The organism is Microcoleus sp. PH2017_24_DOB_U_A, assembly GCF_020738205.1.
Lineage (GTDB): Bacteria > Cyanobacteriota > Cyanobacteriia > Cyanobacteriales > Microcoleaceae > Microcoleus.
This window is the reverse complement of sequence record NZ_JAEQCT010000135.1, coordinates 1-14,475: the sequence shown is the minus strand read 5'-3', so window position 1 is coordinate 14,475 and position 14,475 is coordinate 1. Positions and strand designations below refer to the sequence as shown.

Here is a 14,475-nt window from a genome sequence, read left to right as displayed (position 1 = left end):
TATTCCAACCTTAGCAGAACTTGCGAGTGAAAAAGCTACCCACAATTGAGCAACAATGGGTAGATTTGTCCAAGAATCAAGTTACAGTTTCTAGCCCCCTTAAAAAAGGTGGGGACAAGTATCCGAGCAAAGTCCCCCTTCTTAAACGGGATTTAGCAGGGTCAAAGAGTGGCTCGCGTCTGGGACAATAAAACCACCCTGCTTCAGAAGGGGGATGCGAGGGGAATGTGGACTCGGATAAAAGCGAGATGATTCAATCGTTTCAGACTTAAGTTGAGACCAATACTTACTACCTAGCCCAGTCAGTACCGCGCCATATCGTGAAAAACAAGACGCTAGAAATCAACGCGCCCAGCAGCCACTTAACAGCATTTTTAAATAACCCCATGCGCTGATTTGACTGCACCGTGGCCCTTTGCGCCTGCAAGCGTTCCTTAGCCGGAGTAATTCTCGAAAGAATTTGGCTTTTCAATTCCTGCGGGTTTTGCGTATTCGCTTGCACTCCCAAACGGCTAAGTTCCCCAGCCAAAGTCTTTAAATCTTCAGGAGTACCCTTATTCAGCCGTTCTTCTACTTGCTGCAATTGAGCTAATTGTTGGTCGGCTTGAGTAGTAATTTGCTTGTCGTTTTGGTTGTTGACATAGATAGTGCCAAAAATTCCCAAGGGCATCATCAACAGAAAAATCACCGCCAGCAGCAGACAAACCCAAGACAAAACTTTCAAAAGAATGTTTTCCAAACTTCTGCGGTCATATCCTTCGCCAAAAAATATCAGCGCCATTGCCAATAGAGGAACTGGCACCCGTTCCACTACAGCGCCAATTGTCTGCAATTCCCAGACGCGATTGCCAAAATTTGCTGGTATCAAAACTGCGATCGTATCTAATAAAGATAGAATTAATAGACCGTAGCCAATCCAACGCAACCTGTAGATAGAAAAACCTTGCTCGCCTTGTACGTCATTCATAACATCATCACAGTTGTTGTTAACAAAAACAATCTCTCTCGATCCGCTAAAAAACGGATACAAGCTACAGATTGAAGTAGTCGAGTCTCCACATTTTAGACCAAAGTTAGAGTTCCTAGATTCATCTGCTATTGTAAATCTAAAATCTAAAATCTAAAATCTAAAATCTAAAATCTAAAATCGACTGACTTAAGGTTCGGGAAATCGCGGCTGCCACCACCCATACCAAGAAACCCAAGCATTTTCTAACACTTTTTGGGCATTTTCTGGAGTTGTTTTATCCAAAGGCACAGACATCTGAGTCCACAAACATCGCCGATCTTGAATATTTCCCCTACCCAACAGCCAAAACAAAACCCGGTTTGGCTGCCAATCGCGAGTGTTGCGATTGTATCTAAACTGTTCGGCAGTGACTGTAGCACTGCCGCGAGGATTGATACACGAACTCAAATACAATCGATTTTGCTGTTGCAAAATTCCGTGAAACCCCGCGCCTTGAGTGTTTGCTAATGTTAGTTTACCAGGAGACGACTTCAGAATAGTATGTCCCTTCATCATACTTTCCACATCCCCGATGGTGCCTACCACATAGCGCATCTCTATTTCTAGAGCAATGTTACTTTTTTGATATTCATACTTTCTGGCAGCCTTGACTTCTGAAGTATCGCTAATTTTCAGCGGCGCGCTGTTTTGTAGTTTCCACTCTGCTAGAGGCACCGTAGAGGGAAAGTCAAACTGGGTTGCAGAATTATTGCCTTTCGAGGGATAGAATGTCAATTTGCCTGCGACTAATAAAACCCCTGCAAGAGTAACAGCCAAAAGAGAAATCCTAACTGGTTTCCAATAGGTAATAGCCATTATTAATTTTATTGCTCCTGATTTTGTGGTTCGTTTTTTAAGATGGCAAACCAGCAGAATAACCCGAAAATTAATACAGCAATCATCGAAAAGACTACCGAACCATTTCCTTCGTGCCAGTATTTAAATGCTTGGGGTTGAGATAACGATACTAGCACTGCCATGAGAGAAACTCGGGCGGCATTAACTACAAATGCAATCAGGACTGCAACGATCGGCACTAGAATTTTCTGCCCCACAGTTGTCGGAAACATCAGCAAGAAAACCAGGGCTAGTCCTAACAATTGTAGAATTGCATTCACCCCCGAACAGCCGTGATATACTTCGACGCTGCCCTTTTCTAGGATGAGAAAAACTCCTTTGCGTTGAACTTCAAATCCTATATAGTGCAGGATAAAAGTTGAAACTTTTGCTGTGTATAGAGCTACATCAACAAATACTCCGATTAATCCGGGAGGAATAGCTGTATAGGCAAGAATTAGCAGTTCCTGCGAATATTGTTTCAGTCCTTTTGTGCCGGAAGCTAGCAAGGCCAGACTTATTCCTGTCAAGAAAGGCGAAGCCCTGATAAAAAAGTCGTATCCAAATATCGAAGAACTTTTGAGCAAGATGAAAGCAATTAACGATGCCCCAAAGAAACTGGCGAAAATTCCACTTTCAAAGGTTAAGGATTCGTGCCTTTCCCAAATGAGAAATGCTACAACTCCCCAAAACAGTAACATTGTGCCAAATAGGTCTGTGTCGTTGGTTCTGGAAGTCAGAGTCAGTTGCACGGCAATCAAACCGGAGGCGATGCCTAACAGCCAGTATTTCGGTTCTTGGATGTGTTTTAGCCAGTTGATTTCGGTCATTGCTGCTTTCTGTTTTTACTAAAAAATTTTAAAATGCTTAATTCGATCGCTCTTTTGAAATTATCAGCTACAAACAGTTGGTTTTATGGGCTATGGATGAAGTTTAACTAAATCTTCACATACATTGACAATTGTCAATGTATGTGATAAATGCAAAAGTCATTGTTGGTCGTTATTTGTTAGTTGTTAAGTATTAGGTGTTAATTACTGGTTTTAATAACTAATAACGAATAACCAATAACGAATAACCAATAACTAATTAGCGTATATCTTGCTGTAGTAAGTTTGATATTCCTCGGAAAGCAGGGGTTCCCACCACTCGCGATGGGCTAAGTACCATTCCACGGTCTGCCGCAAACCTTCTTCAACTGTGACTGAGGGAGTCCAACCTAACTCTGTTTTAATTTTGTTGGCATCAATAGCATAACGCCGATCGTGCCCGGCTCTATCTTTGACAAATGAGATCAGTTGTTCGCAAGGACGTGCGGGCAAATCACCAGCTAATTCGTCCATTAGCTGGCACAGCATTTTGACTAAATCGAGATTTTTGACCTCGTTGTTGCCGCCAACATTGTAGGTTTCCCCTGGTTGGCCGCGGTGGATAACGGCATCTAAAGCGCGGCAGTGGTCGAGCACGAACAGCCAATCTCGCACGTTTTGACCGTCGCCGTATACTGGCAGCGGTTTGCCCAATAGCATATTGATGCACATTAATGGAATCAGCTTTTCGGGGAAGTGATAGGGGCCGTAATTGTTGGAACAGTTGGTGATAATTGTCGGCAGCCCGTAGGTGTGGAAATAGGCGCGGGCGAGGTGGTCGCTGCCAGCTTTGGAGGCTGAGTAGGGACTGTTGGGGGAGTAGGCGGTTGTTTCGGTAAATGCTGGGTCGTCGGGGCCGAGACTGCCGTAAACTTCGTCGGTAGAAACGTGGAGGAAGCGCATTTGTGATTTCACAGACGAATCATCAATTGCTTCCCAATGCTTGCGGAAGGCTTCTAAGAGTGTGAAGGTGCCGACTACGTTGGTTTGAACGAAGGCGCCAGGCCCGATAATCGATCGGTCAACGTGAGATTCTGCGGCAAAGTGAGCGACTGTGTTGATGTTTTCTTCTTTCAGCAAGGTATCGACTAGGGTACGATCGCAAATATCTCCCTGCACAAACCGAAAATTTTCTCCGCCTTCCAAACTTGCCAGGGTTTGTCTGTTGCCGGCGTAGGTTAAAGCGTCGAGTACGACTACTCGATCGCCCGGATAGCTGCTGCACCAGTGATGCACAAAATTCGAGCCGATAAATCCAGCCCCGCCCGTCACCAACAATCGATGAGGATCTCGCTCCATGCCTTGATTCCCGCTGTTTGTCATAAAAATAAAAGTTTTTCCAATAACTAAGCCTTTTCAAAAGTAGCCTTAAAAGTAGTTTTTCATCAAGTGTGGGTCGCCCTGTGATTAAAATTTCTATGGTCTCATATCATTTCCGGTTGCACTCCTTATGATATAGAGGAGACGGCAGTGCCGTGTCCCTACCGTGATTAATCGTAGGGAGACGGCAGTGCCGTGTCCTAATTTCCGTTAATAATTCCGATGCAACCGGAAACGATATCACTTCAGATTTTCTAATTTGGGCGCGATCGCAATATTGACTCGGTTGACTTTAATTTATAACGGTTTGTTTGTCAAAACGCTTGCTAAACAGTGGTTTCAGCTTTTTTACCTGGCAACTTTAAATTTCAATGGCGATGGGGAGATGTTGGCAGTTGCGATCGATCTGTGATTTTGGTGGCGATCGCCTGTTGATAGATTTGTAAAGAGCTGTTACCATTTATTTTTTAATTATCCTTTACAATCTCCAGAGCACCATGAAGAAGTTTCAAGTGTTAGCTGGCATTGCTTCCACCGTTGCGATCGCGAGCAGCATCGCCATAGGTGACCCTGCATCTGCTTTCCCCTGTTCCTACAAAAAATCTGGGGCTGCTCAATCTGGTTCTGGGCCAACAATCGTGGGTTCCGGCGGCTCGGATCGAATGAATCCGTGGAAATCCAACAAAACAGTAGCTCTCGGTTTCCTAGGCTTGGCTGGGATTTTGGGTGGAGGTGCGGCCTACATGAGCTACCGCGCCGGTCAGCGCGCCTCTGCTGCTTGCGATGCGATGAGCGATAATTTTGAAGTTTTTGAAGAGTCGCTAGATCCGATCGCAGATGCAGGTTTAGCTGAGCCAGCAGATGCGGTTGCAGGCGTTCGCGAACACCCGGAAGCTCCGGGCGGCGAGCTGGATTTGCCCGTAGCGCAAGTTGCCGAGGTGAGTTCGGAAAGTGCGATCGAGCCAGTCGAAAGTGCGATCGTCAAATAATTATATCAAACCAAAGTATTCGCTCGCGCGTACCTCCAATCGATCTCGGTTGGAGGTTTTTTGAGTTTAAATTATCCACGCGACAATTTCCTGTAATTGCGATCGAAACACAGCTTTCCGATCGCAGATCGATCGAGAGCGCGCAATTCGATCGTCGGATTCAAAAATGCTATAAATTTAGATGACTCAAAGCAAGACAGCACGCTACCTTTGGCGATCGCTAAAAATACTCTTCAGATCAATCTGAGGGTAGACGGCAAAAGTTCCAATCGCCTGCTACGGTTTAAAATATAGCCCTACAGATGACAACTATAGGTTTTTATGAATGCTTGGCGCGATCGATTCAATCAATTTACAGGTAAAACTAGACTGGCAGTTTGCCGCGTGTTCGTTCAGCTAACAGGCGAAGAAGTTGCACCGCTGTTAGGAGTTCTCAACCGCACCGCCAGAGAAGGAATTAATGGCGATGGTGACTTAGCAATTTTAGGAGAAGGGCTGGTTGAAATTTGCAATCACCTGTTGCAGTATGACAACTACTGGCAAGCAGCGGCTAATGAAGGCGATGTTTTTTGGGATGAAGGCGAAACAGGCGATTATGTGGATGAAATTTTCACTGATTCAGCCGATCGCTATCTCAGCGAGCCTCAATACAGCACTTCTGTTTCCGATAAAAATTCCCCCTTGTCTTTGCCAGTAACTAGAAATGTGGTGGTGATGCTGACAGTCGCCTATGAAGGCGAAGTTCCGGCTCTCGAAACTGACCTCGCTGATATCGGCGCCCTGAAAGTCGGTTTAAAAGCACTGATTAATTTACATTACCAAGAAAGGCTGCGAGCTGTGCAAGTTCACTTTTCTCCCGCGCAGTTGGGAGACGAACTTACTAACGACCAAGTTTTGGTAAATTTCCCCGAACTCATTCCCCTTTAAGGAAGTCATTAGTCATTAGTTATTAGTCAGTGGTTATTTGTTGGTTATTATAATAATCCATGCCCATGCCCAATTACCAATTACCAAATATTATTTATGCTGCGAAAACTGACAATTTATTTAATGACTTTAACTTTCTTGTGGACGGCAACTGCCTGCGGTTCTCCTACGCCAGAAACTCCTGTAAATGCTCCTGCAAATCCTGCTGCAAATAGGAATGTAAACACGGTGCGTCCTGCACCAAACAATAACTTGGCTCAAGGTCAATATCCCGTACAGCAAGCTACCTACGACGATTCGGATGGCGAATACAGTTTGATGTTGCTAAATACTCCCCCCGGCAGTACCCCAGTTTACCGCACTACCGATTTGCAAATGGCTCGATTAACGGAGGAAGAAATATCGGCAGGGAAGAAAAGTTATCTAAGTCTGGATAACAATAAAGCGAGCTTGCATTTGACAGAAGATTTTAAAATTGAGTACGTTCACAACGTTACTGAAACTGTTAACAATTCTCAAACAGGTCAGCAGGAAATGGTGGTAGTTCGGCAGCAATCAGGCTTCTGGGCGCCGTTTGCAGGGGCTTTGGCGGGTCAGGCGATCGGCAGTTTGTTATTTACACCGCGATATTATATGCCGCCATTCTATCAGCCAGGAATTATGACAGGATATGGCGGGTACGGCAATACTTACGGGCAAGCTGTGAACCAATATCAAACTCGCTACCAAGCGCCGCCTCCGGCTGTGAGAAACCGTCAAGTTTTAAGGACGACCGGCCGCTTGCGATCGCCCACATCGAACGTGCCAGTAAGACGCCCAGCACAGCCAGGGGCCAATCGATCGACTGGTTCTGGTTACGGCGGCAGCGATTTGAGGCGATCGCAGCCCGGTCAAAATCAAAACAGGCGCAGTCCTAGTTTTGGTAGCGGGAGGAGTTCTCGCCAACCGAGTCGCAATCGTTCTTTCGGAAGCGGCAGAAGGCGCTGATCAAAGAGATTGCAAACATCCGTGGCGATCGCACAATTGCTGAATCATTCCTGCACCTTAAAAAAGGTATGTAGTTGCGCTTGGGCGCTCTTTAAATCTCGGAAAGAGCGCCCAAGCGCAACTACATACCTAAAAAATCTTTAACTATTGTGATAGTTGCGTCCAGAAATATGAATAACTTAGATTGAGACTGTAGCCAAATTTTAGTTTAGCTTGTAGCCAACTTTTATCTATCCTCCCGATGCTACGCCACCGCAGGTGTTGACGGTGAAAACTTTGGAATAGTTGTTTGGAATAGTTGATGGGAGCGATCTCTGCCTCTGGCAGACTCAAAAAATATGTGATTTAATTGCTTTATTGATATGTAGGTGACAAGTATGTCTTCTTCACAACCCCCGTCAGGGAAAAGAAAACCTTTAGGATTTGATGAATTAATTGCGATAGTCGTTGCTTTCGGCACGATGGGAGCAATTTTCTTTTGGGTAACAGGCAGAAATCCCGATCGATTGAATGCCAGAAGTTGGCAATTTCCAGCCGTTTTTTCTCAACCTGCTGCTGAGCCTGGGAACTCTACAATATTAACGCCACCGGAGGCGATTCCCGAAGTGCGATCGCCCGCTAGAACGATCCTTCCCTCGCAACCTGATGTCGTCCCTGTGGCACCTGTAGGGCCACTTTTTCCAGTAGTTCCTCCTATGGGGACGGTTGTTGTTCCCGAAACGCCAAGTGAGCGCGAGGCTGTCCCTCCAGTCATTACCAAACCGAAAGCGGCTAAACCAAAAGCCGGGCCCGTTAAATTCTCCGATGTTCCTGACAAATATTGGGCGCGTCCATTCATTGTAGCTTTAGCCGATCGGCAATTTTTTGCTGATTTCACGGACAACAAGTTTCGGCCAGACGAACCGATTACGCGATCGGAACTAGCGCGCTTAATTCAGGGAATGTCGGACAAAGAACCGCGCCGCAAACCGATTAATTTTAAAGACGTGAAGAATAACAGTCCGATCGCTGGGGCGATCGACCACAGCGTCAAAACTGGATATCTTAAAGGATACCCAGACAATGCCTTCCGTCCCGATAAAGAAGTCCCGCGCGTGGAAGTCATCGCAGCTTTAGCTAGCGGTTTAAACCTGAAACCGTCAGCGAAAGCCAGCAGAACATTACAAGTTTATACAGACAGGAAAAAAGTGCCGAAATGGGCAGTCAACAAAGTAGCAGCAGCCACGGAAGCTGGCATTGTTGTCAACAATCCGAAACCCACTCTTTTGCAGCCTAATAAAATAGCAACTCGTGCGGAAGTAGCAGCCATGATTTACGAAGCGATGGCGAAACAAGGTAAGGTTCCTGTTAAGCCTTCTGACTATGTTATGAAGCCTGTAAAGCCATCGAAATAAGATTTTTGGGTGCAGTCGAACCAACGCCCCAGAATCGGATTTAATCGTTATTGTTTGTAGTAAGGACTTCAGTCCTTTTTTTTGTCTTTCCCGAGGACTGAAGTCCTCACTACGAAACTGGTTTGTAGTAGGGAATGCAAGTCCTTTTTCCAGATTTTCCGGGAGCATCTCAGTTTTGCATTTGTAGTGCTGTCCCCGCTCGCGTATTGTACAATACGCGAGCTCTTAAGCTCGCATTCAAAGAAAAAATGCTTTTTACCAGAATGATATGCTCCCGATTTCCTGCGGACTGAAGTCCTCACTACGAACCTGGTTTGTAGTAGGGAATGCAAGTCCTTTTTCCAGATTGTTCTGCGGACTGAAGTCCTCACTACGAACCTGGTAGATTAATCTTGGAACACCATAATGCTGCCAGAATAACAAGCAACCCAAACCTGATTAGTTTCCGGATCGTAAGTAATCCCGATCGGACTTGAATTAACATTAACTGTTTGCAGCACTTTCAGGTCGCTAGTCCTCACTTTGCTAACAGTATTCGATGAATAGTTAACCACATAAATCAGTTTGCCGTCACCAGAAATCGTCATGCTGCGAGGTGCATTTCCAGTCGAAACCTTATCTATCACTTCACCAGTTGCCAAATCGATCTTTGCCACATTCCCTTCACCGTTCAAAGTGGCATACATATACTTGCCATTGGGATCTATCGTCAAATGACGCGGCGCATTACCAATATTTCTCAACCATTCTACCGAAAAGTCTAGGAGATTTACTTTCGCAATATCGGAAGAACCCATGACGGCAATATAGGCATTTTTTGAATCGGGAGTAACCACAATACCCCGAGGATATGCACCCAGTTTTACCCGCTCGACTTCGCGATTTTTATTGATATCAACTACGCTCAAATCCCAAGTACACCAATTGCTCGCGAGTACGAAGCGATTGTCAGGCGAAACAGCATTAAATTTCGGAACCGCACCTACAGGAATTATCTTTTCTATTTTCAACGTTTGGGTGTTGATGCGGTACAGGAAACTTTGGTCGTGTTTGGCTGATGGAGAACACCTATCGCTCCCGGGATTGTCAAACCCAGAACCGTACATTTGATAGTTCGATACATAGCCATATTTACCATCTGTTGAAAAGGCGGCTTCTACGGGAGAACCTTTGTAATTGCCTTTGAATTTAGAAAAGCCAAATTTTGACAAGTTTACTGTATCGGAAATAGTCTTGACTAATTTAAATTTCCTATTGTAAACGGTGATGCTGTGGCTGTACATCATGTTTTGAGCAAAAAATAAACCGTCTCCCGAATAAACTATTGATTTCGGCGATATTTTGCCGTAAATAGTTTTTTTCAAAGTCATTTTTCCTTCGGTGTTTGCAAGCCTTTTGCCGGGTAATTCATTTTCTTTTTTGTCGGAGGTTGGCGCAGCAGTTTCTGTTTTAAATGGTGGTAAAAATGGTTCTTCAAAAAGAGGCTGTTTGGGCTGATTTTTAGTTGGATCTTCGAGTTGGTTGCTGTTTTCTGTGGGGGTAGGAGATGGCGAAGGTCGATCGACTTTTGACGCTGTTTTTTCCGCAGATTCCTTGTCAGCGCTGGCGGCTGGCGACTTGCCTTTGAGGGCTGACAAGGTTTGAGGGCCGATTATTCCGTCAACTTTCAGCTTGTTGTCTGCTTGGAACTTTTTCACCGCAGCCTGGGTTACGGAACCGTAAAATCCTGTAGCCCTACCGCCAAAATGTCCTGATGCTTGCAGAGTTTTCTGTATTTCGACAACTTCCGGGCCTGAATCGCCTTTTGTCATTCTGATGGCGAGGGCGGGATAGACTAAATTTAAAATTGCGAGAGAGATTGTAAAGAAGAGTAAAGGAGTTGCAGCTAAATTTAGGTGCGTTTTGGAGTTGGGCGATCGAGTTTGAGCTGGGGGCGTTTGCCAAGTTTCAGCTAAATGCAGGTAAGCCAATCCGTCCATAGTTTTTACGGGTATTTTTGATGCTATGATACACCAGCTAATACCATTTTAGATTTTAGATTTGAGATTTTGGATTTGAGATTTGGCAATCACTGATGATATAACGGTTTGGCTCTGGTCTAGTGTTGCAGGATTTTTGTTAACCGGTATAACACATTGATTAAAACGAAAATTTAATTATAATTACACCGAGGGTGCAATCTCCAAGCAGTTTTTAATGGTGCCAGCAAGTAGGAGCGATCGACAATGTTGAGTGAGGAACAAACGGCCGCAGGATCGACAACCCAAAAATCCCGCCAGACGGTGCTGTGGGACGGTGACGGCGGACTTTGCCAGCGGGCTTGGGTAGAAATAGATTTAGCAGCTTTAACTCACAATGTAAAACAGCTTAAGCATCTATTATCTCCCAACACAGAACTGATGGCAGTTGTGAAAGCGGATGCTTACGGACACGGTGCGATCGCAGTTAGTCAAACTGCATTGCAAGCAGGCGCTAGTTGGCTGGGAGTGGCGACAATTCCCGAAGGCATAGAATTGCGGGAAGCTGGGATAGAAGCACCGATTTTGCTGTTGGGGGCAACCAATACACCGGCACAGGTAAAGGCGATCGCCCAATGGCACTTGCAACCTACTATTTGTACTGCCAAACAAGCCCTAATTTTTTCGGAAGTTCTCGTCAGTCTCAACCAATCTTTGCCCGTTCACGCTAAGTTAGATACGGGAATGTCTCGCTTGGGTACTTCTTGGCAAGACGCAACAGAATTTGTGCAATTAGTCAATGGTTTGCCAAATTTAAAATTAGCCAGCATTTACTCTCACTTGGCGACAGCCGACAGTCCCGATCGCGCCGTGATGAGAGAGCAACAGCAACGGTTCAAAAAGGCGATCGCCCAAATCCAAGCAGCAGGAATTAACCCCTGTCGCCTGCACTTGGCAAACTCTGCTGCCGCCCTCACAGACCCCGATTTGCACTACGATTTAGTACGAGCGGGTTTGGCTACCTACGGTCTTTATCCTGCTCCTCACTTGCAGGCGATCGCTTCTTTGCAGCCCGCAATGCAGGTCAAAGCCCGAGTAACGCAGGTGAAAACAATTGCAGCAGGCACCGGCGTCAGTTATGGCTATAAATTTATTGCTGGGCGCGAGACACAGATTGCCGTAGTTGGTATCGGTTATGCAGACGGGATTCCGCGCAATCTTTCTACTAAAATGCAGGTTTTAGTTAGGGGTAAATTTGTGCCGCAAGTCGGGGCCGTGACGATGGATCAATTAATGCTGGATGTGACCGATATTCCCGATTTAGAAGTCGGTGAAGTGGTGACGTTGTTGGGGAATGATGGAGAAAATAAAATTACTGCTGACGATTGGGCAGAAATCTTAGGGACTATTTCCTGGGAAATTTTGTGCGGTTTTAAACACCGATTGCCCCGCGTTACAGTAAACTGTTAACTAGCGGGAATACCGATCGCAGAGGTTGATGGCGAGGGAGCATCTCAATGAATGCAAAAAAGCAATTTCTTTACAGTGCTGTCCCCGCTCGCGATTATAGATCGCGAGCGGGGACAGCACTATAAAATCAAAACATCACAACTGAGATGCTCCCAATGGCGATCGGGACTATATTATAAGTTATACCAATTACCAATTACCAATTACCAATTACCAATTACTAATATGACAACGCTCCGCACAGTAAAACTAATATCTCAAACCTTCACCGCGCAGCTAGATGCAGAGAGAATACAGGCGATGCAAGTAGCTCAAGAATTCTCCAAAAAATTCGTAGAATTGGGGTTTCAGATTGTACCTCAAGTGCTGTGGGCGATCGGCATTTTGTTAATTACGCGATTTGCGATCGGGTTTGCGAGTAACGTGACTCGTCGAGCTCTGGGCCGCACCGAGCCCACGCTGCGGAAATTCTTAGTTCAAGCTGCCGAAATTGCGATTTTGATTGTCGGCGCAGTCGCGGCTTTGAGTCAGTTGGGAATTCAAACTACTAGCGTGGTGGCGGTAGTGGGTGCGGCGGGTTTGGCGATTGGTTTGGCGTGGCAAAATACTCTATCGCACTTTGCTGCTGGGGTAATGTTGATTAGTTTACGGCCTTTTGAGGTCGGAGATGCGATCGAAGCTACGGATGTGAAGGGAGTTGTCGATAGCATCGGGATTTTTTCAACAACCGTCGTGACGGACGATCGCATAAAAATTATTGTTCCGAATAATAATTTATTTAACGGTACACTGAAAAATACCACAGCGATGGGTACGAGGCGGGTAGACTTAAAAATTGATATTGGCGATCGGCCGATTCGTCCGATGATGGCCGAGTTACTAGAAATTGCCCATTCTCACCCGCTGGTGTTGGAAAATCCGCCCCCAACTTGTTTGGTAATCGAGATCTCTCCTGATACAACTATTCTATCCCTGCGACCCTGGTGCGCGTCGGTGGCCTACGAACAAGTGCGATCGCAAATTCAAGAACACGTCAAAGAAGCCATGAATGCCCACAAAAATCAACAACAATAAATAACACTTTTCAAACAAACGCAGTACAAAAAAACGATTTTCGTAGAGCACTGCCCCCGTGCTGGCACTTCCAGGTTTCTGATATATAGCTGATTAAGCTGGCATCTCCTGTATTAATCAAAAATCCCAAATCCCAAATCTAAAAATCCCAAATCTAAAATGAGTAATTGGTCTCCCCAGCAAATTTTGCAAGAACCCGGTGTCAGGATGTCCGCCACCGAGAAAGAAACAATTCTCAAAAAATTTCCGCCTCCCGACGAAAAAAAACAAATCTATGCCGACGCCATTTTTGAAGGCGGCGGCGTGCGCGGACTTGCATTTTTAGGCGCACTCAGATGCTGCCACGATTTGGGCATCCGCTGGCGAAAATTGGCCGGTACTTCTGCGGGTGCAATTACTGCGGCAGTATTGGCAACAGACTTGTCAATGGACGACTTGGAGGAGTTGTTAGGACAGCTCGATTATAGCCTATTTTTAACTCAAAAAAACAGTCCTCTAATTTTAAATGGCGACCCCGCCGACGACTTGCAATCCCCAGCTTGGACGCTACTTTTCCTCACAATTAGCCGCCAGATGGGAGAATATTCTGCACAACCTTTCCGGCAGTGGTTGGAAGCAACACTTGGTAAAGGTCACTTGCACACTTTTGCCGATGTCAAACAACTGGTAAAAGAGCGGGAATTAAAAGTAGTAATATCCAACCTAACTCGCGGTGAAATGTTGGTGCTTCCCGATGACTTGCGGCGGCAAGACTCTGCCGATTCCGATCCTTTGTACCAGCAGTTGCGGCTCCAAAATCCCGAAGACTTTAGCGTAGCTGAAGCGGTGCGGCTGTCGATGAGTATTCCGCTATTTTTTGAGCCGGGAAAACTGGGCAACGACTTAATTGTCGATGGCGGAATTCTGAGCAATTTCCCGCTGTGGATTTATGACAAACAATCTGTCGGTTCGACTCCCACTATGCCCCGCTGGTTTACCTTTGGGTTTCGATTGGTCGATACTGGCATTGAGAATCAAGTTAAAATTAACACTCCGCTGTCGATGCTGGCGGCGATGTTCCGAACGATGATGAAAGCAAGAGACCGCTATCACCAGCGGGAAATGGATAAAGGGCGAGTTATTAATATTGATGTGACTGAAGCTGGGGTAACGACGACGGATTTTCACCTTGATGGCGATCGCAAGGCTAAACTATATCGATTGGGGTATGTGTCTACTAAGAGATTCTTTTTGAGTTCCAATTTTAGCTGGGAAAAGCACTTGAAGGCCAGGGGCTTTGGGGAATAGGAGAGGGGGAGAATGGGGAAATATCCCTTCCTCCTTCGACAAAACGTATACAGATTAAGGGTTTGAGGAATTTTAAAAATAGGGCTTGGCAAGAATAGGATGTGTGTGCTATAGTAAGTTACTGTCATCTTGGAGAGGTGGCTGAGTGGTCGAAAGCGGCAGATTGCTAATCTGTTAAGGGTGTTAACATCCTTCGAGGGTTCAAATCCCTCCCTCTCCGTTCTAAAACTTCCTTACCTAGCAACGACTCAAAGTCAAAAAAGGTACGTAGTTGCGCTTGAGCGCTCCGGAATTGCTAATCTAAAGCATAAAGGACAGACAAAAAAGGTACGTAGTTGCGCTTGAGCGCTCCGG

General features: G+C 45.7%; 13 protein-coding genes, 1 tRNA gene and 1 pseudogene. 10 read left to right on the top strand and 5 right to left on the bottom strand.

Annotation, left to right across the window (positions count from 1 at the left end):
• Nucleotides 1–289 precede the first annotated feature (289 nt).
• From JGK07_RS29820 to rfbB, 4 genes are all read right to left on the bottom strand, one after another.
• Nucleotides 290–967 carry an HpsJ family protein gene (locus JGK07_RS29820; protein ID WP_293181666.1) on the bottom strand — a complete coding sequence of 226 codons (678 nt, stop codon included), beginning with the start codon at nucleotides 965–967 and terminating at the stop codon, nucleotides 290–292.
• A gap of 189 nt (nucleotides 968–1,156) precedes the next feature.
• The gene (locus JGK07_RS29815) at nucleotides 1,157–1,825 is read right to left on the bottom strand and encodes a cyanoexosortase A system-associated protein (protein WP_293193709.1); all 669 of its coding nucleotides are present in this window, start codon (nucleotides 1,823–1,825) and stop codon (nucleotides 1,157–1,159) included.
• Between the two features lie 8 nt (nucleotides 1,826–1,833).
• Complete coding sequence (gene crtA, locus JGK07_RS29810; RefSeq protein ID WP_293181662.1) at nucleotides 1,834–2,676, bottom strand: cyanoexosortase A; 843 nt, start codon at nucleotides 2,674–2,676, stop codon at nucleotides 1,834–1,836.
• Between the two features lie 255 nt (nucleotides 2,677–2,931).
• The gene (gene rfbB, locus JGK07_RS29805) at nucleotides 2,932–4,038 is read right to left on the bottom strand and encodes a dTDP-glucose 4,6-dehydratase (protein WP_293219014.1); all 1,107 of its coding nucleotides are present in this window, start codon (nucleotides 4,036–4,038) and stop codon (nucleotides 2,932–2,934) included.
• Between the two features lie 494 nt (nucleotides 4,039–4,532).
• On the opposite strand from rfbB, the gene JGK07_RS29800 reads away from it, so the two are divergent.
• The 6 genes and pseudogenes from JGK07_RS29800 to JGK07_RS29780 all read left to right on the top strand — a co-directional run bounded on the left by JGK07_RS29800 (nucleotide 4,533) and on the right by JGK07_RS29780 (nucleotide 8,332).
• Nucleotides 4,533–5,024, top strand: coding sequence for a hypothetical protein (locus JGK07_RS29800; RefSeq protein ID WP_293219012.1), 492 nt, complete (start codon nucleotides 4,533–4,535; stop codon nucleotides 5,022–5,024).
• A gap of 96 nt (nucleotides 5,025–5,120) precedes the next feature.
• Nucleotides 5,121–5,318 carry a hypothetical protein gene (locus JGK07_RS29795; protein WP_293181656.1) on the top strand — a complete coding sequence of 66 codons (198 nt, stop codon included), beginning with the start codon at nucleotides 5,121–5,123 and terminating at the stop codon, nucleotides 5,316–5,318.
• Between the two features lie 27 nt (nucleotides 5,319–5,345).
• A complete protein-coding gene (locus tag JGK07_RS29790) occupies nucleotides 5,346–5,951 on the top strand; it encodes a DUF1517 domain-containing protein (protein ID WP_293243350.1) in 606 nt (201 codons plus the stop codon).
• Between the two features lie 96 nt (nucleotides 5,952–6,047).
• Complete coding sequence (locus JGK07_RS29785) at nucleotides 6,048–6,938, top strand: hypothetical protein (protein ID WP_293243347.1); 891 nt, start codon at nucleotides 6,048–6,050, stop codon at nucleotides 6,936–6,938.
• Nucleotides 6,939–7,163: 225 nt separating this feature from the next.
• Nucleotides 7,164–7,223, top strand: a pseudogene (locus JGK07_RS33340) (DUF3370 family protein); the annotation flags it as partial.
• Between the two features lie 92 nt (nucleotides 7,224–7,315).
• A complete protein-coding gene (locus JGK07_RS29780; RefSeq protein WP_293181650.1) occupies nucleotides 7,316–8,332 on the top strand; it encodes an S-layer homology domain-containing protein in 1,017 nt (338 codons plus the stop codon).
• Nucleotides 8,333–8,718: 386 nt separating this feature from the next.
• Here the strand turns inward: JGK07_RS29780 and JGK07_RS29775 are convergent, their stop codons facing one another.
• A complete protein-coding gene (locus JGK07_RS29775; protein WP_293193705.1) occupies nucleotides 8,719–10,311 on the bottom strand; it encodes a peptidoglycan-binding protein in 1,593 nt (530 codons plus the stop codon).
• A 246-nt stretch (nucleotides 10,312–10,557) separates the two neighbouring features.
• On the opposite strand from JGK07_RS29775, the gene alr reads away from it, so the two are divergent.
• The 4 genes from alr to JGK07_RS29755 all read left to right on the top strand — a co-directional run bounded on the left by alr (nucleotide 10,558) and on the right by JGK07_RS29755 (nucleotide 14,341).
• Nucleotides 10,558–11,760, top strand: coding sequence for an alanine racemase (gene alr / locus JGK07_RS29770; protein WP_293193703.1), 1,203 nt, complete (start codon nucleotides 10,558–10,560; stop codon nucleotides 11,758–11,760).
• Nucleotides 11,761–11,985: 225 nt separating this feature from the next.
• Nucleotides 11,986–12,834: a mechanosensitive ion channel family protein gene (locus tag JGK07_RS29765; RefSeq protein WP_293193701.1), complete on the top strand. Its 849-nt coding sequence runs from the start codon at nucleotides 11,986–11,988 to the stop codon at nucleotides 12,832–12,834.
• Between the two features lie 159 nt (nucleotides 12,835–12,993).
• The gene (locus tag JGK07_RS29760; protein ID WP_293181642.1) at nucleotides 12,994–14,121 is read left to right on the top strand and encodes a patatin-like phospholipase family protein; all 1,128 of its coding nucleotides are present in this window, start codon (nucleotides 12,994–12,996) and stop codon (nucleotides 14,119–14,121) included.
• Between the two features lie 131 nt (nucleotides 14,122–14,252).
• Nucleotides 14,253–14,341, top strand: a tRNA-Ser gene (locus JGK07_RS29755).
• The last annotated feature ends 134 nt before the right edge of the window (nucleotides 14,342–14,475 follow it).